Source organism: Sorangiineae bacterium MSr11954, from assembly GCA_037157815.1.
Lineage (GTDB): Bacteria > Myxococcota_A > Polyangia > Polyangiales > Polyangiaceae > Pendulispora > Pendulispora albinea.
Genome location: CP089984.1, coordinates 3,950,332 through 3,972,509, shown reverse-complemented (window position 1 = coordinate 3,972,509; position 22,178 = coordinate 3,950,332). Strand labels below are relative to the sequence as shown.

The 22,178-nt window shown below is 65.4% G+C and carries 6 protein-coding genes; 4 read left to right on the top strand and 2 right to left on the bottom strand.

What is annotated here, in order from left to right; all coding sequences use genetic code 11:
- Positions 1–31 precede the first annotated feature (31 nt).
- The 4 genes from LZC94_15745 (at position 32) to LZC94_15730 (ending at position 20,241) form a co-directional block, all read left to right on the top strand.
- Positions 32–15,517: an amino acid adenylation domain-containing protein gene (locus LZC94_15745; GenBank protein WXB18677.1), complete on the top strand. Its 15,486-nt coding sequence runs from the start codon at positions 32–34 to the stop codon at positions 15,515–15,517.
- A gap of 258 nt (positions 15,518–15,775) precedes the next feature.
- Positions 15,776–16,885, top strand: coding sequence for a VWA domain-containing protein (locus LZC94_15740; protein WXB18676.1), 1,110 nt, complete (start codon positions 15,776–15,778; stop codon positions 16,883–16,885).
- A 1,385-nt stretch (positions 16,886–18,270) separates the two neighbouring features.
- A complete protein-coding gene (locus LZC94_15735) occupies positions 18,271–19,125 on the top strand; it encodes a hypothetical protein (protein WXB20392.1) in 855 nt (284 codons plus the stop codon).
- A gap of 450 nt (positions 19,126–19,575) precedes the next feature.
- On the top strand, positions 19,576–20,241 hold the full coding sequence (locus tag LZC94_15730) for a hypothetical protein (protein ID WXB18675.1): 666 nt from the start codon (positions 19,576–19,578) through the stop codon (positions 20,239–20,241).
- 46 nt (positions 20,242–20,287) lie between these two features.
- On the opposite strand, the gene LZC94_15725 is transcribed toward LZC94_15730, so the two are convergent.
- Both LZC94_15725 and LZC94_15720 read right to left on the bottom strand, forming a co-directional pair.
- Positions 20,288–21,259, bottom strand: coding sequence for a formylglycine-generating enzyme family protein (locus tag LZC94_15725; protein WXB18674.1), 972 nt, complete (start codon positions 21,257–21,259; stop codon positions 20,288–20,290).
- Between the two features lie 475 nt (positions 21,260–21,734).
- Positions 21,735–22,139, bottom strand: a complete 405-nt coding sequence (locus LZC94_15720) for a hypothetical protein (protein ID WXB18673.1) — start codon at positions 22,137–22,139, stop codon at positions 21,735–21,737.
- Positions 22,140–22,178: the final 39 nt, after the last annotated feature.

The window sequence follows — 22,178 nt, the reverse complement described above, 5'->3', positions numbered from 1 at the left end:
AGCCCCGAGGGGCCGGTGAGGAGTCGGACGGATGCAAGACGAAGCGATGGGCCAGCAGCTACACGAGAACGCGGCGGCGCCCTTTCACGATGGCGCTACCTTTTTCCAGCGCCTCTTGGCGGGCGTCGAGGAACCGACTGCGCCCTTCGGCGTGCTGGAGGCCCGCGCGGACGGCCGGGATCTCGGGAGGGCGCGCCGGGCGGTGGAGCCCGGGCTCGCGCGGCGGCTTCGCAAAGAAGCGCAACGACTGGGGGTGAGCGCAGCCAGCATCTTGCATCTCGCGTGGGCGCTGGTCTTGGCGCGCGTGTCGGGGCGCGACGATGTGGTGTTCGGCACGGCGACGAAGCGAATCCGCACCCAGCTACCCGTGCGGATCGCCCTGGCCGACGCGAGCGCCCGCGCCACGGTGAAGCAGATGCACCAATTGCTCTCGGACTTGCGCCGTCACCCGCACGCTCCGCCTGCACCCCCGTTCTCCTCGCGGCTCGAGCTCGGCGCGCTGGACGGCGATGCGCGCCCTCCTTGCCCGCTGATCGTATCGTTGGAGGCGGTGGGACGCGGGTTCGTCTTGACCGTTCAGGCGCAGGCGCCGATCGATCCCGAGCTCGCGAGCGCCTCGATGGTCACGGCCATTTCGCAGCTCGTGCGGACCCTGGAGCACGCCCCGGAGAAGGCGATCCAAACGGTGGACGTGCTGCCAAGGTCGGAGCGCAGGCGCGTCCTTCACGCGTGGAACGCGACCCACAGCGACTATCCGCACGACGCGTGCATCCACGAGCTGTTCGAAGCCCAGGTGGCACGAACGCCCGACGTCGTAGCCCTGGTGCATGGCGATTCGAGGTTGACGTATTCCGAGTTGAATCAACGGGCCAACCGCCTCGCGCACCGTCTCCGGCAGCTCGGTGTCGGGCCGGACGATCGCGTCGCATTGTGCGCGGAGCGGAGCGTCGCGATGGTGGTCGCCCTCCTGGCGATCCTCAAGGCCGGCGGCGCCTATGTCCCGCTCGATCCGTCCTATCCGCCCGAACGGCTCGCCTCCATGCTGCGCGACAGCACCCCGAAGGTCCTGCTCACACACGCCGGCGTCGCGCTCGACGCCGCGGCGCGCGAGGCGGCATGGCCCGTGTTGAATATGGACGCCCCCGAGGAGGCGTGTTCGCATCTTTCCTCCGAGAATCCCCGGCGCGACATCACCGGGCTTACCGCGCGACATCTGGCGTACGTGATCTATACGTCCGGCTCGACCGGTAAGCCGAAGGGGGTGATGAACGAGCATCGCAGCGTGGTCAATCGTCTGATCTGGATGCAACGAGCCTATGGGCTCCAGGCGCACGACACCGTGCTGCAGAAGACGCCTTTCAGCTTCGACGTGTCCGTGTGGGAGTTCTTCTGGCCCTTGTTGGCGGGCGCCAAATTGGTCATGGCGCGCCCTCACGGTCATAAGGATCCTGCGTACCTGGCCGAGGTGATTCAGCAGGAAGAGATCACGACATTGCATTTCGTGCCGTCCATGCTGAATACGTTTCTCGAGCACGCCGATGCGAGCCGCTGCCAGGGCTTGACGCGGGTGGTCTGCAGCGGCGAGGCGTTGGCCGCGTCCAGCGTAGAGCGCTTTCGCGAACGGCTCCCGAGCACCCGACTGTACAATCTCTACGGGCCGACCGAGGCCGCCGTCGACGTCACCGCGTGGGATTGCACGGCTCATTCTTCGAGCTCCGCGATCATTCCCATTGGCCGGCCCATTTCGAATGCACGAATCTATATTCTAAACAGCCGGCGTGAGCCTTGCCCCGCGGGCGTGACCGGAGAGTTGTACATCGGTGGGGTGCCGGTCGCGCGCGGATACCTCGGCAAGCCCGAGCTGACCGCCGAGCGGTTCCTGATCGATCCCTTCGTGGACGAGCCCGAAGCCCGAATGTATCGGACGGGCGATGTCGCCCGGTGGCTTTCGGATGGGAACATCGAGTTTCTGGGTCGAAACGACGATCAGGTCAAGATTCGCGGCTTCCGGATCGAGCTGGGTGAGATCGAAGCGCGCATCCTGCTGTACCCCGGGGTGGGCGAGACCGTGGTCTTGGCGCGCGAAGATGCCGCGGGCGAAAAACGTCTCGTCGCCTATTTCACGGCCACGCGGCATCTGTCCGTCCGCGACCTCCGCGAACATCTGTCCGCGACATTGCCGGATTACATGGTGCCGGCGGCCTACGTGCGCCTGGCGTCGCTGCCGCTCACCCCCAATGGAAAGCTCGATCGCCGCGCGCTGCCCGCGCCCGATGCGGGAGCGTACGGGATCCGGCCCCATGAAGCTCCGCAGGGGGAGGTGGAGTCCATCCTCGCGGAGCTATGGTCGGAGCTGCTCCAGCGTGAGCGGATTGGACGCCACGACCACTTCTTCGAATTGGGCGGACATTCGCTGATGGGGGTGGCGCTGACGGAGAAAATGCGGAGGCGCGGCCTCAAGGGCAGCGTCCGCGCGCTGTTCGCCGCACCAACCTTGGCCCAATTCGCCGCCGTGGTCGGGCGCCGCGCCGCCTCGATCGAGGTCCCGCCGAACGGCATTCCGGAGAGCTGCCAGGCCATTACGCCCGAGATGCTGCCTTTGGTGGCGCTCGCGCCGAACGAGATCGCCCGCGTGGTGGGGCGCGTGGCGGGCGGAGCGTCGAATGTGCAAGACATTTATCCGCTGGCCCCCTTGCAAGAGGGCATTCTTTTCCACCATCTCCTGGCGACGGACGGAGATCCCTATGTCGTCTCGATGACCTTTCGCTTCGACGATCGGCCCTCGCTGGAGCGCTATCTGCAAGCCCTGCAGGCCGTGATGGCGCGGCACGATATCCTGCGTACGGCGATCGTCTGGGAAGGTGTATCCGAGCCGGTCCAAGTGGTATGGCGGCAGGCCGCGCTGCCGGTGGAGGAGCTGGAGCTCGGGCCATCGGACGGCGTCGCGGCCGAGCGAATGCATCGCCGGGTGGATCCGCATCGGCAAAGGCTCGATCTCGAAAAGGCGCCCTTGCTGCGCGCCTACATCGCGCGCGACACGGTTCGCGAGGGCTGGCTCTTGCTGCTGCTCACCCATCACCTGGTGCTGGACCATAACACCCTGGAGGTGATGCACGAGGAGGTAACGGCCTATCTCTCGGGCCAAACGAGTCGGCTTTCGGCACCCGTGCCCTTCCGCAATTTCATAGCCCAGACGCGCCTCGGGGTGAATCGCGCCGAGCACGAGTCCTTTTTTCGACACCTCCTCGAGGGGATCGAGGAGCCCACGGTGCCCTTCGGCATGTCGGAGGTGCGCGGTGATGGCCGCGGAATCGCGGAGGCGGACCGGAAGCTCGCGCCGGACCTCGCGCGGCGGCTTCGCCAGACCGCGCGTCGCCTGGGGGTGAGCGCGGCCGCCGTGTTCCACCTGGCATGGGCCCAGCTCGTGGCGCGGACATCGGGTCGCGACGATGTGGTCTTCGGTACGGTGTTGCTCGGGCGCCTCTCGGGTGGTGATGCGGCCATGCGCGCGGTGGGGCTCTTCATCAACACACTGCCCATTCGAATCACCCTCGATGAAACGGGGGTCGAAGCCGGTGTCCAGCGGGTGCACAAAGGGCTCGCCGATTTGCTTCACCACGAGCACGCCTCGCTCGCGTTGGCCCAGCGCTGCAGCAGGGTGCCGGCGCGCACCCCCTTGTTCTCCTCCTTGCTCAATTATCGCCATAGCCCCGAAGTCCCGGAGAGCGCGCGACAGACCGTTCACGGCATCGAGATGCTGCATTGGGAAGAGCGCACCAATTATCCCTTGCTCATGCAGGTCGACGACCTGGGGCAGGGTTTTGCGCTCAATGCCCAAGCGCAAGCCCCTATCGACCCCGAGCACGTATGCGACTTGATGGTGGCCGCCATTTCGGCGCTGGTCGACGCTTTGGAGCGCGCCCCGCAAACGAGCCTGCGGAACGTGGACCTTCTGCCGGCGCCGGAGCGACACCGGATCGTGCACGAATGGAATGCCACCTCCGCGGCGTATCCCGTCGAGGCCTGCATCCACGAGCTGTTCGAGGCCGAGGTCGCCCGAACCCCCGATGCCATCGCCTTGGTCCACGGCCCTACGTCGTTGACGTACGCGGAGCTGAATCGAAGGGCCAACCGGCTCGCCCATCATCTCCGGCGCCTCGGGGTGCGGCCGGACGATCGCGTGGCGTTGTGCGCCGCGCGCGGGCTCGCGATGGTGGTCGGCGTGCTGGCGGTGCTCAAGGCCGGCGCGGGGTACGTGCCCTTGGATCCATCGTATCCGCCCGAGCGACTGGCCTTCATGCTGCGCGACAGCGCGCCCAAGGTGCTGCTGACGCAACGGGATTCGGGGGCCTTTGGGCTCCTCGCGGACGACCCCTTGCCGGTGGTGGACATCGGCATCGACGCCGCGGAGCTGGCGCCGGATCTGCCAGAGGACAACCTGGACCGCGCCACCGTGGGGCTCACCTCGCGGAACCTCGCCTATGTGATCTACACCTCCGGCTCCACGGGACAGCCCAAAGGGGTGATGGTCGAGCACCGGAGCGTAACCCGCTTGTTCGTCGTTCCATTTGGCGACGCGGACGACGTATGGACCCTTTTTACCTCCTTGTCGTTCGACGTCTCCGTCTGGGAGCTGTGGGGAGCGCTCCTGCGTGGCGCACGTCTGATTGTGGTGTCGCACGAGCAGACCCGCTCCCCCGACGACCTTTATCGATTAATATGCGACGAAGAGGTCACCGTCCTCAGTCAGCCGCCCAGCGCCTTTCGACACTTCATGGCCGCGCAGGCGGCGAGCCCGCGAGCCCACGCCTTGCGAACGGTCATCGTCGGCGGCGAAGCCCTCGACCGCACCACCGTCGAACGCTGGCACGCCCAGAATCCGGGCAAGTGTCCACGGCTCATCAACGGCTACGGCCCCACGGAGGCCACCGTATGGGCCACGTGGTACGATTGCCAGGCCGCGCAGGCCATGCCCCCTCCCATTGGCCGCCCGATTTCGAATACGCGCGTTTACATCTTGGGCCGCGACGGGGAGCCTGTCCCCAGGGGCGTCGCGGGAGAGCTGTACATCGGCGGGGCTGCCATCGCGCGGGGGTATCTCCATCGCCCCGAGCTGACCGCCCAGCGATTCCTGAAAGATCCCTTCGCCGGCGAGCCGGGGGCGCGGATGTATCGGACGGGGGACATCGGTCGATGGCTCCCCGACGGGAATATCGAGTATCTGGGTCGCAATGACGATCAGGTGAAGATCCGTGGCTTCCGCATCGAGCTGGGCGAAATCGAGGCGCGGCTCGCGTCGTATCCCGGCGTGCGCGAAGCGGCCGTCCGGGCGCGCCAAGACGTGCCCGGCGACACCCGCCTGGTGGCGTACTACACGGCCGCGGAGCCGGTCGTGGTCGCCGAGCTTCGCGCGCACATGTCGCGGACATTGCCCGATTACATGGTGCCGGCGGCCTATGTGCATATGCCGAGCATGCCGCTCACGCCCAATGGCAAGCTCGATCGGGGTCGGCTCCCCTCCCCCGATGCGAAAGCCTACACCGCACGCGCCTACGAGGCCCCTCGCGGCGAGGTGGAGCCCATCCTCGCGCAACTCTGGTCGGAGTTGCTCCACCGCGATCGGGTGGGTCGCCATGACAATTTCTTCGAATTGGGTGGCCATTCGCTGATGGCGGTGGCGCTGGTCGAGCGAATGCGACGCCGCGGATTCACGGCGAGCGTGCCCGCGCTGTTCGCCGCATCGACGCTGTCCGAATTGGCCGCCACCGTGGAGCAAAAGGCGCTGCCTTTGGTGGTCCCACCGAACCTCATTCCAAACGACTGCCGCGCCATTGCGCCCGAGATGCTCCCTTTGGTGGCCCTCACGCCGGCGGAGATCGAGCATGTGGTGGGTTGCGTCGCGGGCGGCGCGGCCAATGTGCAGGATATTTATCCGCTGGCACCTCTGCAGGAGGGCATTCTCTTCCACCACCTGCTCGCGACCGGCGTCGATCCTTATGTCGCATCGCTCACCTTCGCGTTCGAGGAGCGGGCGAAGTTGGAGAGCTACCTTCGCGCGATGCAGGCGGTGCTCGATCGGCACGACATTTTGCGCACGGCGGTGATCTGGGAAGGTGTTCCCGAGCCGGTCCAGGTCGTTTGGCGGCGCGCCGTGCTCCCGGTAGAAAACGTGGAGCTCGACCCCCGAGACGGGGACGCGGTCGAGCAGCTTCACCGCCGGACCGCGTCGAGCCGGCAGAGGCTCGATCTTCGAAAGGCGCCCTTGCTTCGTGCCTATATCGCACGCGATCCGGTCCCATCGGGCCGCTCGCGTTGGCTCTTGCTCCTGGTCACCCATCATCTGGTGATGGACCATCTCACCTTGCAGGTGATGCACCAGGAGGTTACGGCGCATCTGTCCGGAAGAACGCACCAGCTCTCCGCCTCAATCCCATTCCGAGACTTCGTGGCGCAGACGCGCCTCGGGGTAAGCCGCGCGGAGCACGAGGCGTTCTTCCAAGGTCTGTTGGGGGACGTCGACGAGCCAACCGCACCTTTCGGTTTGTTGGACGTGCACGGTGACCCCGCCGGGATCACGGAGGCGCACCACGAGCTCGAGCCCGAGCTCGCGCGGCGGCTTCGCGCGGTGGCGCGCGGTCTGGGGGTGAGCGCGGCCACGCTCTTCCACGTGGCGTGGGCGCAGGTCTTGGCGCGCGCCACCGATCGTGACGACGTGGTGTTCGGCACCGTGCTCCTCGGACGCATGCTGGCCGGTGAGGATGCGCTGCGTGCCGTAGGTCTCTTCATCAATACCCTGCCCGTGCGCATCGCCATCGACGATACGGGGGTCGCGGCCAAGGTGCGCCGGATGCACGAACGGCTGGCGGACTTGCTGCATCACGAGCACGCCTCGCTGGCCGTGGCCCAACGCTGCAGCGGGGTGGCGGCGCCCACGCCCCTGTTCTCGTCGCTCCTCAATTACCGCCACGGTCGGGGCGATGCTCCGCGCGAGGCACCGAAGGACGAGACGGAGATCGAGGCGCTGCGCACGGACGGCCAAGGCTCCATCCATTATCCGCTCATCGTGTCGGTGGACGAGCTGGAACGAGGCTTCCGCATCACCGTGGAAGTGCAAGCCCCCATCGAGCCCGAGCAGGTATGCAGCTCGATGGTCGCGGCCCTCTCCGAATTGGTGGACGCGCTGGAGCGCGCCCCCGAAAAGGCCATCCGGACCCTCGACGTGTTGCCCGCGCGGGAGCGGCACCGGGTCTTGCACGAATGGAATGCGTCCGCGGAATATCCCGCCGAGGCGTGCATCCACGAATTGTTCGAGGCAGAGGTCGCCCGCACGCCCGATGCCATCGCCTTGGTCCACGGATCCATGTCCTTGACGTACTCGGAGCTGAATCGGAGAGCCAATCGGCTCGCCCATCACCTCCGGCGCCTCGGGGTGCGGCCGGACGATCGCGTCGCATTGTGCGCCGCGCGCGGTCTGGCCATGGTGGTGGGCGTCGTGGCGGTGCTCAAGGCCGGCGCGGCGTACGTGCCCTTGGATCCGTCGTATCCGCCCGAGCGACTGGCCTTCATGCTGCGCGACAGCGCGCCCAAGGTGCTGCTGACGCAAACGGGGTTGGGGCTCGAAGAGTGGCTCACGGACAGCCCCGTGCCGGTGGTGGACATCGACGCGGTGGCGCTCGCGCCGGGCCTCTCCGAGGACAATTTGGACCCCGCCGAGGTGGGCCTCACCGCGCGGCACCTGGCCTATGTCATCTACACCTCCGGCTCGACGGGACAGCCCAAAGGCGTGATGGTCGAGCACCAGAACGTCGTGCGCTTGTTCGCGGCGACCGCGGAGACGGTTCAATTTCGCGCCGACGACGTGTGGACTCTTTTTACCTCTTCGTCGTTCGACGTATCCGTTTGGGAGCTATGGGGAGCGCTCCTGCACGGCGCGCGCGCCATCGTGGTGCCGCACGAGCTGACCCATTCTCCCCGCGACTTCCATCGATTGGTGTGCGAAGAAGGCGTCACCCTCCTCGATTTGCCGCCCAGCGTCCTTCGGCACGTCCTGGCCGCGGGGGCTTCGAGCCCGAATGCGCATCGATTGCGCATGGTCTTCGTCGGGGGCGAAGCGCTCGACCGAGGCACGATCGAGAGCTGGCACGCGCAGAATGCGGAGAAGCGTGCGCCGCTCATCAACTGCTATGGCCCGACCGAGACCACCATTACGGCGAGCTGGTACACGTGTCCAGAAACGGCCCCTGTGAACCCTCCGATTGGCCGCCCCATTCCCACGGCGCGCATCTACATCTTGGGCCGCGACGGGCGGCCCGTCCCAGTGGGCGCCGCCGGAGAGCTGTATATCGGTGGAGCCGCCGTCGCGCGCGGATATCTCCATCGACCCGAGCTGACCGCGGAGCGCTTCCTGAAAGACCCCTTCGTCCGCGATCCCGAAGCTCGTATGTATCGGACCGGAGATATCGGACGATGGCTCCCCGATGGGAATATCGAGTTCTTGGGTCGAAACGATGATCAGGTGAAGATCCGCGGCTTCCGCGTCGAGCTGGGCGAGGTCGAAGCGCGGCTTCGGGCCCTCCCCGGCCTGCGCGAAGCGGTGGTCCTGGTGCGCGAGGACGTGCCAGGGGACAAGCGACTCGTTGCCTATTACACGGCCGCGGAGCCCGCGCCGGCCGAGGCGCTTCGTGCGCACCTGGCGAGCGGATTGCCGGATCATATGGTGCCGGCCGCGTATGTGCATCTCGAGGCGCTCCCGCTCACCGCCAATGGCCTGAAGGTGGATCGCCACCGATTGCCCGCCCCGGGGGCTCTCGCATACACGTCCCGAAGGTACGAGGCGCCGCAAGGAGAAGTGGAGTCGATCCTCGCGGAGCTTTGGTCGGAGTCGCTGCACCGTGAAGGGGTCGGGCGCCATGACAACTTCTTCGAATTGGGCGGCCACTCGCTGACGGCAGTGACCTTGATGGAGAAGATGCGACGTCGCGGGCTCACGGCGAGCGTCCGATCGCTGTTTGCCGCATCGACCTTGTCCGAGTTTGCCGCTGCGGTGGGGCGCGAGGCGCCGCCCGTGGTGGTCCCCCCCAACGCGATTCCAAGCGACTGCCCGCTCATCACGCCCGCGATGTTGCCCTTGGTGGCGCTCACGGCGGCGGAGATCGAGCGGCTGGTGGCAGGGGTGGACGGCGGAGCGCGCAATGTGCAAGACATCTACCCGCTGGCGCCACTGCAAGAGGGCATTCTCTTTCATCACCTCATGGCCACGCAGGGCGATCCCTATGTTCGTTCCTTCGGCCTCGGGTTCGCCGATCGAACGAGCCTGGAGAGCTATCTTCGGGCGGTGCAGGCCGTGATCGACCGGCACGATATTCTACGCACGGCGGTGGTATGGGAAGGTGTCTCCGAGCCGGTCCAAATCGTCTGGCGGCGCGCCGTCCTGCCGGTGGAGGAGGTGGAGCTCGAGCCGTCGGAGGAAGAGGCGACCGAACGACTTTTCCGCCGGGTGGGCCCTCGCACGCGACCGCTCGACCTCGAAAAGGCACCGCTGCTACGCGCCTATGTTGCGCGCGATACCGCCCGGGATCGCTGGTCGCTGCTCTTGGTCACCCACCATTTGGTGCTCGACAACCTCACCATGGAGGTGTTGTCGGCCGAGGTGGAGGCGCACCTCTCGGGCCAGGCGGAGCGGCTTTCGGAGCCGCTTCCATTCCGTCACTTGGTGGCCCACGCGCGCCTGGGGGTGAGTCGCGCCGAGCACGAAGCCTTCTTCCGGAGGCTCCTGGGCGACGTCGATGAGCCGACCGCACCTTTCGGCCTGCTGGAAGTGCGCGGCGACGGCAGCGCGCACTTCCGGGAAGCACGCCAGGTGCTCGAGCCGGATCTCGCCGCGCAGCTTCGCCAGGCGGCGCGCCGTCTCGGTGTGAGCGCGGCCAGCCTCTTCCATTTGGCCTGGGCGCGCGTTTTGGCGCGCGTCTCCGGCCGCGACGATGTGGTGTTCGGCACCGTGCTGCTCGGACGCGCGCTGGAGAGCGACGGGGCGGCGCATGCCATGGGGGTATTCATCAATACGCTGCCCGTCCGAATCGCCATCGACGAGACGGCGGTCGACACCAGCGCGCGGCGGGTGCACACGCAGCTCGCCGACTTGCTCCACCACGAACACGCATCGCTCGCGCTGGCCCAACGGTGCAGCGGCGTCGCGGCCCCTACCCCGCTCTTCTCGTCTTTGCTCAATTACCTTCACGGCCAGGGCCGCAGCAACGTCGAGCTACGCACGGTGCACTCCGATGGGTATTCGAATTACCCATTGACCTTGTCGGTGGACGATCTCGGCGAAGGATTCGCCCTCACCGCCCAGGTGCAAAACCCCATCGAGCCGGATCGGGTTTGCGGCGCGATGATCGCGGCCCTCTCCGCGCTGGCCTTTGCGCTGGAGCGCTCTCCGGAGAAGACCGTCCGATCGCTGGACGTCCTCCCCGCATCGGAACGGCGCCGCGTCTTGTACGAGTGGAACACGCGCGAAACGGGCGATCCCCACGACCGATGCATCCACGAGCTGTTCGAGGCGGAGGTCGCTCGGATGCCCGACGCCATCGCCGTGGTGCAAGGCGCTTCGACATGGACGTACGCGGAGCTCAATCGATTGTCGAACCGCCTCGCGCGCCATCTCCGGCAGCTCGGGGTGGGGCCCGACGTTCTCGTTGCCTCCTACGTCTCCCGCGGCCCCGCGATGGTGATCGGTCTCTTGGCGGTGCTCAAGGCAGGCGGCGCCTATATTCCGCTGGATCCCGCCTATCCGCCCGAGCGACTGGCCTTCATGCTTCGCGACAGCGCGCCCAAAGTGCTCTTGACCTGCGCCGGATTGTCGGTCGATGCGCTCTCTCCACGTGAAGACATGCCCGTGCTGGATCTGGACCTACCGGAGCCACCTTGGTCGGACCTCGAGGCCGATAACCTCGAGGGTACGAGGGTGGGCTCTACGCCCCGGCACCTCGCCTACGTGATCTACACATCGGGCTCCACCGGCCAGCCGAAAGGCGTGATGGTCGAGCACCGCAGCGTATGCAACCTCGTTCATTGGCATGGCCGCACGTTCGGGGTGGGTCCCGGCTGCCGCACGTCGATGGTCGCAGGGTTGGGATTCGACGCCGCGGCGTGGGAGCTATGGTCGGGCCTTTGCTCCGGGGCGACAATTCGATTGGCTCCCGACGAGCATGCGGACGATCCCGATGCATTGCTCGGGTGGTGGCAGGAACAAGAGCTCGATATCGCTTTCCTGCCCACACCGTTGGCGGAGATGGCGATTTCGGAGCAAAAGCTGCCTCGGGGACTGAAAGCGTTGTTGATCGGGGGAGACCGCCTTCGATCCCCCCTCGGTCGCACGTTGCCGTTCGCCCTGGTCAACAACTACGGCCCAACGGAGACCACGGTGGTCGCCACCTCGGGCCGCGTGGATGCTGGGCACGCCGTGCATATCGGCCGCCCCATCGCAAACACGCGGGTTTACATCCTGGATGCCCATGGCGAACCCGCGCCGGTGGGCGCGGCCGGCGAATTGTACATTGGTGGCGCGGGGGTCGCGCGCGGATATCTGAATCGCCCCGAGCTGACCGCCGAGCGATTTCGAGACGATCCCTTCGCGCGCGAGCCAGGAGCGCGCATGTATCGGACCGGCGACATCGGCCGCTGGCTCCCGAATGGGAACATCGAATTCCTGGGCCGCAATGACCATCAAGTCAAGATTCGCGGCTTCCGCATCGAGCTGGGTGAGATCGAGGCGCGGCTCCGGTCGTATCCGGGTATGCGCGACGTGGTCGTCCTGGCGCGAGAGCATGAATCGGGCGACAAACGGCTCATTGCATACTACACGGCACAGGAGCCCGCCGAGGTCGAGGACCTTCGTGAATACATGTCCGCGGGGCTGCCGAGCTACATGGTGCCGGCGGCGTATCTGCACCTCGAGGCGTTCCCGCTCACCGCAAATGGCAAGCTCGATGCGCGCGCCCTACCGGCGCCCGACTTGCGAGCCTACGCGTCTCGCGGCTACGAGGCTCCGCGCGGCGAGGTGGAGACGATCCTGGCGGGGCTGTGGTCGGAGCTCTTGCAGCGCGAGCAGGTCGGACGCCGCGATAACTTCTTCGAGCTGGGCGGCCACTCGCTGATGGCGGTGACCTTGATGGAGAGGCTGCGACGCCGGGGGCTCGCGGCCAACGTCCGCTCCTTGTTCGCCACATCGACCTTGGCGGAGCTGGCCGCCGAGATCGGAAGCAGCGGTGCGACCGCGGTCATTCCGCCAAACGCCATCCCGAACGATGGCTCGTCCCGAATCACGCCCGAGATGCTCCCTTTGGTCGCGCTCACGGCGCCGGAGATCGAGCAGGTGGTGGGCACGGTGACGGGCGGAGCGCCGAACGTGCAAGACATCTATCCCCTCACCCCCTTGCAGGAGGGCGTTCTCTTCCATCACGCGCTGGCAACCGAGGGCGATCCCTATTCCTTCTCCGTCACGCTGCACTTCGAGCATCGGGCGAAGCTGGAGGGCTATCTTCGAGCGACACGAGCCGTGATCGCGCGGCACGACATTCTGCGCACGGCGGTCGTATGGGAAGGGATCTCCGAGCCCGTCCAAGTGGTGTGGCGGCAGGCCGTGCTCCCCGTGGAGGAGGTGGAGCTGAAATCCGCGAATGGAGACATCGCCGAGCAGCTCTATCGCTGGGTCGATCCGCGCCGGCACAAGCCCGATCTGCAAAAGGCACCCTTGCTGCGCGCCTACGTCTCACGCGACGGGGACCGCGGAGGGTGGGTGCTGCTGCTGCTCATGCATCAATTGGTGATGGATCACAGCGCCGTGGCGGTGATGGACGAAGAGGTGGAGGCGCACCTGCTGGGGCATCCCGAGCGACTCCACCCACCGATCCCCTTCCGCAATTTCGTGGCGCAGGGGCGGTTGGGGGTGAGCCGTGCGGAACACGAGGCGTTCTTCCGAGAGCTCCTGAACGGCGTCGATGGACCGACGGCACCTTTCGGCCTGCTCGACGTGCGGGGCAATGGCCGCGGGCTCGATGAAGCTCGAACGGCGCTGGCGCCGGAGCTCGCGCTGCGGCTCCGCGAGGCGGCGCGCCGTCTTCGTGTGAGCGCCGCGAGCATCATCCATTTGGCATGGGCCCGAGTCTTGGCCCGCACCTCCGGTCGCCGCGATGTGGTGTTTGGTACGGTCTTGCTCGGGCGCATGTTGGGGGCCGAGGGCATGGACCGCGCGGTGGGTGTATTCCTCAATACGTTGCCCGTGCGAATCCGCATCGATGAAACGGGCGCCGAAGCCAGCGTGCTCCACATGCAGCAATTGCTAGCCGATTTGCTCCATCACGAGCATGCACCGCTGGCCCTGGCGCAACGCTGCAGCGAGGTCGCGGCACCGACCCCCCTGTTCTCCGCCTTGCTCAATTACCGCCACACCCCCGAAACGCTCGATCCTTCCCCCGCATGGCACGGCATCGAGACCGTGCATGTCGAGGAACGAACCAATTACCCCTTGATGCTATCGGTGGACGATCGGGGCCGAGGATTCAACCTGACCGCCCAAGTTCGAGCTCCCATCGAGCCCGATCTCATTTGCGAGCTGATGATCTCCGTGCTCTCGGAGTTGGTGGATGCGCTCGAGCAGGCGCCCGCGAAGGCGGTGGAGACGTTGAACGCGCTGCCCCCGAAAGAGCGCCACCGCGTCTTGCGCGAATGGAACGCTGCCGATAGCGTCTATCCCCACGATCTTTGCATCCACGAAGGATTCGAGGCGCGAGCTGCTCGCACCCCGGATGCGATCGCGGTGGTGCACGGCACGTCGAGGTCGACCTACTCCGAGCTGAATCGGCGCGCCAATCGTCTCGCGCGTCATCTTCGGAGCCTCGGCGTGCGGCCGGATGATCGGGTCGCGGTGTGCGCCGCGCGAAGCGTGTCCATGGTGGTGGCCCTCTTGGCGGTGCTCAAGGCAGGTGGGGCGTACGTCCCGCTGGACCCGTCGTCTCCCGCCCCGCGCCTTCGCGGTATGCTGCGCGACAGCGCCCCCAAGGCGCTGCTGACGCAAGCCTCTCTGTCCGCCTTTGGCCTCACCGATGGCGCCTGTCCGGTGCTCGATCTGGAAGCACCGAAGCCTCCCTGGTCGGAGCTCTCCGCGGACAACCTCGACCGCGCCGAGGTGGGCCTCACACGGGATCACCTGGCTTACGTGATGTACACCTCCGGCTCGACGGGGGAGCCAAAAGGCGTCATGTACGAGCATGGTGGCGTGGTCAATCGACTCGCGTGGATGCAGCACGCCGATGCTCTGCAAAGCCACGATACCGTGCTGCAAAAGACGCCTTTTACGTTCGACGTGTCGGTATGGGAGCTCTTTTGGCCGTTGACCGCCGGCGCCAAGGTGGTGCTCGCGCACGCCGAGGGCCATCGCGATGCCGCCTACCTCGTGGACACCATTCGGAAGGAGCGCGTCACCACCGTTCATTTCGTCCCCTCGATGCTTCCGATGTTTCTCGACCAGCCCGGTGCCGGTAGCTGCACCAGCTTGACCCGCGTGGTTTGCAGCGGAGAAGCGTTGCCCGCATCCATCGTCGACCGCGTCTACGCGACGTGGCCGAACGCTCGCCTCTCCAATCAATACGGCCCCACGGAGAGCGGTGAGGTGACGGCCTGGCCATGCACGGCCGATGGCGGGCGATCGAGCATTCCCATCGGCCGTCCGATTTCGAATGCGCGAATCTACATTTTGGATGAGCGCGGTGAGCCCGTTCCCACGGGCGTGGCGGGAGAGTTGTACATTGGCGGGGTGGCCGTTGCGCGGGGATACCTCCACCGGCCCGAGCTCACCGCCGAGCGATTCTCGAAAGACCCATTCGTCGCGGAATCCGAGGCGCGCATGTACCGTACGGGAGATATCGGCCGATGGCTCCCAGACGGGAATATCGAATTTCTGGGGCGAAACGACGACCAGATCAAGATTCGCGGCTTTCGCATCGAGCCGCGCGAGATCGAGACGCGGCTGCTTTCGTACCCCGGGGTGCGCGACGCCGTGGTCACGATGCGTGAAGACGCACCGGGTGACGCGCGTCTGGTCGCTTACTACGTTGCGGACGAGCACCTGTCCGTCATGGAGCTTCGAGCGCACCTTTCACGGACATTGCCGGAGCATATGGTGCCGGCGGCGTACGTGCACTTGGAGACCCTGCCGCTCGGGCCCCACGGCAAGCGGGATCGACGCGTGCTGCCCGCGCCCGATGCGCAGGCGTATGCCACCCGAAAGTACGAAGTCCCGCAGGGCGAGGTCGAATCGGCGCTCGCCGCGATCTGGTCGGAGTTGCTGAACCGGGCGCCGCTCGGACGCTGCGATAACTTCTTCGACTTGGGCGCCCACTCGCTCTTGATCTTGAGGGCCGTAAGCGCCCTTCAACGAGCTCGCCTTCCCGTCACCCTCCGCGACGTATTCGAGCATCCCACCGTCGCGGGTCTCGCGGAGCTTCTCTCCGTGCGATGACCGTCCGAGGCCGATGCGATTTGGCGCGATCCGCCGATCTTCATGGCGCGGAATGACCTACCCATCGGCACATTGCCGACCAAGGATGGACGCTCCCGCACCCTGATTTGGGCATGGCTGGTTTCCAAACGTATCGACGCACGAGGGTCTACGAAAAATCGCTTCCATGAATAGAACGTGGTCGGATACGTCGTAGCTCCATGGAGGCATGGCTGGATGAAGCTTCGTTGCTTGGGATTTTGCGCGATATCGGCGATCGTGAGCATCATTTGTGCGTCGTGCGGCGAGGACTCCGCCTCTCCCAAGGGTGACGGCCCCGGGGATGGCGAGGATGGAGGGGACGCGGGGAGCCAAACGACGCGCGATGGCGGCAACCCTTTCGGGGACGCGGGCGGCCCCGTCGGCGGCGGGCGCGGCGATCGCCCCGTGTGCGCCACCAAGAGCGAACGAACTTCGCTCGCGAAGGTCCATGCCACCGTCCTGTTGGATCACTCGGGAAGCATGGGAAACAGCGGCAGCGAGCAGAACATCGGCAGGCGTTGGTACCCGATGGTCCGTGCGCTCAACAGCTTCTTCACCCAAGGCGGCACGGCCGGAATGAACGCGTCGCTTCGCATCTACCCGCAGGAACGAGCCTCGGTGCCCGAGTCGTGCAGGCGAGAGCTCTATCAGCGGCCCGACGTCCCCATCACGGCCCTCCCCAGCAATACATTCAATAACTTTCTATCGCAGACGTCCGATCCCGTCGGAGGTAGCGCCATTCTGCCCGCGCTCGAGGGTGGGTTGCTGTATGCCAAAGACATGGCCACCAAGCGGCCCGGAGAAAAAGCGGTCATCGTCCTGATCACGGACGGCCTGTTGTCCACGGATCCAACCAACCCCGCCAATTGCGAAACCACCTACGAGAACCTGCACCAGACGGCGGCCACCGCATTCAAGGCAAACCCCAGCATCCCCACGCATGTCATTGCCGTCGGCAATGAACCCGATCGGAACAAGTTCAACGCCATCGCGGCACAAGGCGGCACCGAAAAAGCCATTTTTCTCGACGTCGCCGCGCCCGAGAACACCGCAAACGCCCTCGCCACGGCGCTCGACAAAGGCCGCTTCCAGCCATTGGCATGTCGATTTGCGCCCCCCACGGCCCCGGCAGGCAAACAGCTCGACCCCAACGCGGTCGACGTAACCCTCACCCACGACGGGCTCGCGACGAAGCTCCCGTACAACGCCACCTGCGCCGGTTCGGGATGGCGCTACGACAATCCGCGCGCCCCCACGAACATCGAGCTCTGCGCCGCAACCTGTGATTCGGTCAAGACCGACACGGCGGCCAAAGTCTCGGTCGACTTTGCCTGCGTGGGCAATTAGGGAGCACGGCTCGAGCCGCACCTTCGTTGACGGAAGGCTCCAAGGCGACTCGTAGCCTGGCGCGACACCACGACGGCCCCGGCCGTGCTCGAAGGATGACGTGGAAACGTTCGGGATTCGTCAGCGGGGGCGCATCGGGCGCACCATCTCGCGATGGTGGAGTCGGCCGAACGCCGCCCCCGCGGCGCGTGGTGCTCGAGCATCACGCGCCCGCCGACGCAATCAGTTGCACGTGCCGGTGCCGCCGTTGTCATGGATTCAATCGGAGCTGGAGAGTTGTACATTGGCGGAGTGGCCGTTGCACGGGGATACCTCGGCCGGCACGAGCTCACCGCCGAGCGATTCTCGACGGATCCCTTCGTCACCGAATCCGAAACCGAACGGGCGATATCGGCCGATGGCTTCTAAACGAGAATATCGCGTTTCTGGGACGAAACGACGACCAAGTCAAGATTCGCGGGTTTCGCGTTGAGCTGGGGAAGATCGAGGCACGGCTGCTCTCGTATGCCACGGTGCGCGAAACCGCAGCCACGGCGCGCGAAGACACACCGGGTGACCTACGCCTCGCCTGTTACTATGTTGCAAATGAGCCAGTGCCTGTCACGGAGCTTCGAGCGCACCTTTCCCGAACATTGCCGGAGCACATGGTGCCGGCCGCGTACGTGCATGTGACGTCCCTGCCGCTCGGGCCCCCTGGCAAGCTGGATCGAGGCGCGCTCCCCGCACCCGACCCGGGGGCCTACGCCGCGCGAAGGTACGAGGCCCCACAGGACGAGGTCGAACCGGCGCTCGCCGCGATCTGGTCGGAATGGCTGAAACGCAACCCGATCGGACGCTACGACAACTTCTTCGAATTGGCGCCCACTCGCTCTTGGTCTTGAGGGCAGTGAGCGCCCTTCATCGAGCGGGGCTACCCGTCACCGTCCGCGACGTGTTCGAGCATCCCACTGTGGCGGGGCTCGCGGAGCTTCTCCTCACGTTGACCCCGGCGCTGCCCGCGCATGCGCCGTCGGGTCGGCTCGGTCCTTGTGAAGCCAGCGCTCCGCCATTACGGGCCCGCCGCCGTCGTACACGGCGAGGCTTGCTCGAGGATCCCGGAAGGCCCTGTCTGGGGACCGAACGATCCGGAGGGCCGAAACATCGAGCGATGTTGGATACGGGCATCAACCTTTGCGGACGCACGCTCGGCGAACGAATGACGTCGATTGGAAACGGCGCGCATTGCAGGCCGAGATCTTGCCATGGCCGTACCCCATCCTCCCATTCGAAAGGAGACCACGATGAAGCGGTTGCCACACGCCATTGCGCTTTCTTCCCTTATTGGCATTGCCCTCGCTGCTTGCGGAGATCTCTCCAATCCGACGTCGCCTCGGCAAGAGCCGCCGATGTCGCTATCCGGAACATGCACCGGGGCCGCGTTGCCCGATGGCGCGCATGTCGCGCTGGTCTGGCGGGTCGGCCGAAATGGCGGTGTTTCCGTCGACGCGGATGCACCCGTCATCGATGGCCACTTTTCGCTCGATGTCTCAGCGCCACCGAACCATTACTTCATGACCGATGACGACCCCTTTCCTCTGGGGAACATCCCCCATAGGCCGCCCCCTGTGGAGGGGCCCGCCCCGAAGCCCGGCTTCGACACCGATGAGGTGAGCACGCGCACGACCGGCGGGCAAGTGACCAAACCGCTATCGCGGGCGGTCGCAGGATTTCTCATTTACGTGGACAAAAATGGAAACGGCAAACTCGATCCGGATGGCGATCACGTCGTCGGCGGCGACCAGGACATTTATCTCACGTATCTCCGCGACGGCGGCCCCCTCACTTACGAAAAACTGCGGGACTCCTCCGGCGGTTTGCCCCAGCCCGGCTTCAACCTCGGATGGATCTATGGACGGTGGTTTCCGATCGAACACTTGGAGCTGAAATGGACGGCAACCGCGAGCTTGCCGATCAACGTTTGCCCCTCGAAACCCAATGATAGTGGTGGTAGCGGGGGAGGTTGCAGGCCGTGCGGCGGCGGATCGGGCAGCGGCGGATCGGGCGGTGGCAGCCCCGACGCAGGCTCCGTCGACGCAGGTGGGTCGGGCGGCGGCGGATCGGGCAATTGCAGGCCATGCGGCGGCGGATCGGGCGGTGGCAGCCCCGACGCAGGCTCCGTCGACGCAGGTGGGTCCCCTTCGCGGACCCTCTGCGATCTCGGCTCCCCCATAACGAGCTATCCTCCGGCGCCGGCTCCCTAGGACGCCCCGTGCGATCCATTCGAAGGTATTTCGGGTTGCGGGCGTTGCTCTGAGGTTGGACGCAGAACTACGTTTGAATGCTACATCGGCCCAATGCCTTCGAGGCATGGAAGCATGGTATCCTTTCTCGTGTAAGATCCGCGCCACGATGTGTCCGTTCATAACCCCGGCGGTAGATGAGCGCGATTGCCTCGATGCGTCCTTGAAACTTCCACGGCGCCACCACGAGTGCAGTGTTTCGATATCGCGTAGAATGGCTTACTCGCATGGATTTGCTCGAGCACGAAAGATTGCTTCGGCCGCACCGTCGTTCGAGTCGACGACGCCGCCTCCGATCGTTTCTGTGTTGGGGGGGTGGTAAACCTCGCATGCGTCGTCGTGGTCGCGTGTACACTCGATTTTCGCATGGCGGCGCGGAACGATGATGCGGGAGGCGGGGGGGATACCTCCGTGGGCGGAATGGAAGAGGCGGGCCTATCGCCGTTCTGTCGGAGTCTGACGGTACCGGTCGCGCTCTGTCGCGACTTCGACGACGATCGACCCTTCAGCGCGGACTTCACGGTCGAGAAATCCACGACCGACACATTGATGGTCGATTCGACCCGCTCGCTTTCATCCCCGAGAGCACTTGTCTCCGAGGTCGCGCCCAATTCGGACTCTCGCGCCTTCATGCACCGAAAATTCGACGGTATCCGATCGAGTGATATCCGACTTTCATTCCATGTATTCATCGAGGTAGGAGCGAAACAAGCCGTACGAATCGCTCAGATCGATGCCCAGCAAGGGACGCGGAGCGAGCACTCGATAGAAATCTATGCCAGCGTCGACGGTGCCCGATTGACGGAGCAGTTCGTGAGCGACGCCGGCGTTCAAAACGTCGACCACGAGTTCGCTGGCTTTCGGCCTGAAGTTGGGCGTTGGGCGCACATCGATATTCTGATTTCGGGCTCCACGCGCCGGCTCACGGCGGTGCTCGATGGTCACGTCGTCGTTGACCAGAAGCTGCGCGCGAGCTGGACGCCCGAAGAAACGGAGCTTGCCCTCGGCGTGATCTTTCCCAATACAGGTTCCCCGTGGCGGGTCTGGTACGATAATATCATCTACCAATTGTTCTGAACATGACCGTGGGCCCCACACATCACCCCGCGGATGAAGGCAAAACTCACTTGCGCCTTGCGCAGCGCACCCCGTGGCCGTAACTCCGTTCTGTTGCCGGTGTGTAGCTGAACGCGCCCGGCGCGAGCTCGTTCTCCGAGCTCTTCAGATTCCCACCGTGCCGTACGCGGTTTGGTGAGTTCGTCAGGTTCGCGCAATCGATGCAAGGCGTGGGATATCCACCCTCGGTGTCGAGCGTCCACTCCCAGAGGCTCCCCGAGAGATCGGATTGCCGCCATTTTCCGTCGCCTTTGGGAGACTTCGAGCCGACCGGTGGGAGATCGACGAGCTTGCAATCGCTGCCGCAGCCATAGGTGGCGCGAGATGGATCGATGGCGTCGATGCCCCACGGCCACGGACGCTGCTCGACGCCGCCGGAAGCCGCGTAGTACCACTCGGCGGAGGTGGGAAGCCATCCACCATCCCAAACGCAGAACGCAAAGGCTTCGTACCACGTCAGGCAATTCATCGGTAGATTCTCCTGCGTCGCCGGCGACGGGGTCCACGTTTCGATGACACCGCCATCGCATTTGAACGCAGCCCGCATCGCCGCGACGTCCGGTACCAGCTTGTCATTGTACTCCTGCAGCCACCCGCTCCGCGGCATGCCCGGACGCTCGCCGTCACCTACGGCCGGAGGATCGGCGCGCGTGCCCTTTCCTGCCTCCACGAATACGCGAAATCGACCTACGGTAACCTCGAAAATGTCGAGCCGAAAATCACTCACCGTGGCGGGATATTGAGGGGCGCCGTCGCGGTAGAATGGCCCGCCACCCGCAACCAGACCGGACGCGCAGCAATCGGTGCCATTGCACCTTTTCGGCACCGCGCAGCTCGGCGGCAGCCCGCCACTTCCCCCGCCGGCACCCCGATCGCCCGCATCCACCGACCCCACGGAATAGTCCAACGTGCAGCCGAACACGGCCCGCAGAACCCCCAACGCGAGCACGATTTGCGCACCACGGAATCGATCCATCATATCGTCGATAATCTTACGTCCATTCGAAGAGTGAATAGGACATCGATCGCATTAAAGTCCCGCGACTCTGGATCATCCGTGATCGGCTCGGCGGGACGAAACGCTCGGCGGATGGAGTCTTCAATCCCTGACGGTTGCATACGTCACTTGGGGACACGCGCACCCCACGTCGTTCCTGAATCTCGATCCTCGGGCGCAATGGACCTGCATCGCCATGACGAGGGATCCGACGGCTGCGCTGCTCAGATCTCCGAGGAGTACGTTAAACATCCCTCATGCAACGAGTGCGGATGATTCGAGCCATCCGAGGTCGATGGCTTTTATCCATCAGCGACACGGAATGCGGTGTGCTATTCTCCGAACCTATATGGGCTACGGGGTAGAGTGGCATCGAACGGGCCTCCTCCAGGGACTCGCTGTGGCGACCCTATTCGCGAGTCATCCCGCATTGGCGCAAACGCCGGCGCCTTCACCTTCACCCAATTCCGCCGCGGCTGATGCGTACGATCGCGGCCTCGTATGTCATCATCGAGGCGATTTTGCCTGCGCCGCCCGGCAATTCGCATTGGCCGACCAGCTCGGGCCAATGGATTCGGTTCTCGCCGAAGCCATCAACGAGAGCATCGCGGCCGACGACGCCGCATTCGGATCGATGCTGATGGCGCGCGCAGCGCGAAGCCCGCAAGCCGCGAATTTGCAACGGGCCGCGGCAAACGCCAAAGCCAAATTCCGGGGTCGGGCCGGACGAATCGAGCCGCGCTGTCCCGACCACTGCAAGGTCGAAGTCGATGGCAAGCCGCTCGACGACACGAATGAGGGATGGCTGACGACTGGACCCCACGTCATCGTTTTGATGACCAAGGATCACCGCGACGAGCATAGCGTAAATGTCACATCCATCGGGATCACAACCGTGGAT

Bases quoted from the DNA above. Each gene is read 5' to 3' on its own strand.
- LZC94_15725 (WXB18674.1), bottom strand. From the start codon at position 21,259: ATGATGGATCGATTCCGTGGTGCGCAAATCGTGCTCGCGTTGGGGGTT.
- LZC94_15745 (WXB18677.1), top strand. From the start codon at position 32: ATGCAAGACGAAGCGATGGGCCAGCAGCTACACGAGAACGCGGCGGCG.
- LZC94_15720 (WXB18673.1), bottom strand. From the start codon at position 22,139: ATGCTCGTCGCGGTGATCCTTGGTCATCAAAACGATGACGTGGGGTCC.
- LZC94_15735 (WXB20392.1), top strand. From the start codon at position 18,271: ATGTCGCTATCCGGAACATGCACCGGGGCCGCGTTGCCCGATGGCGCG.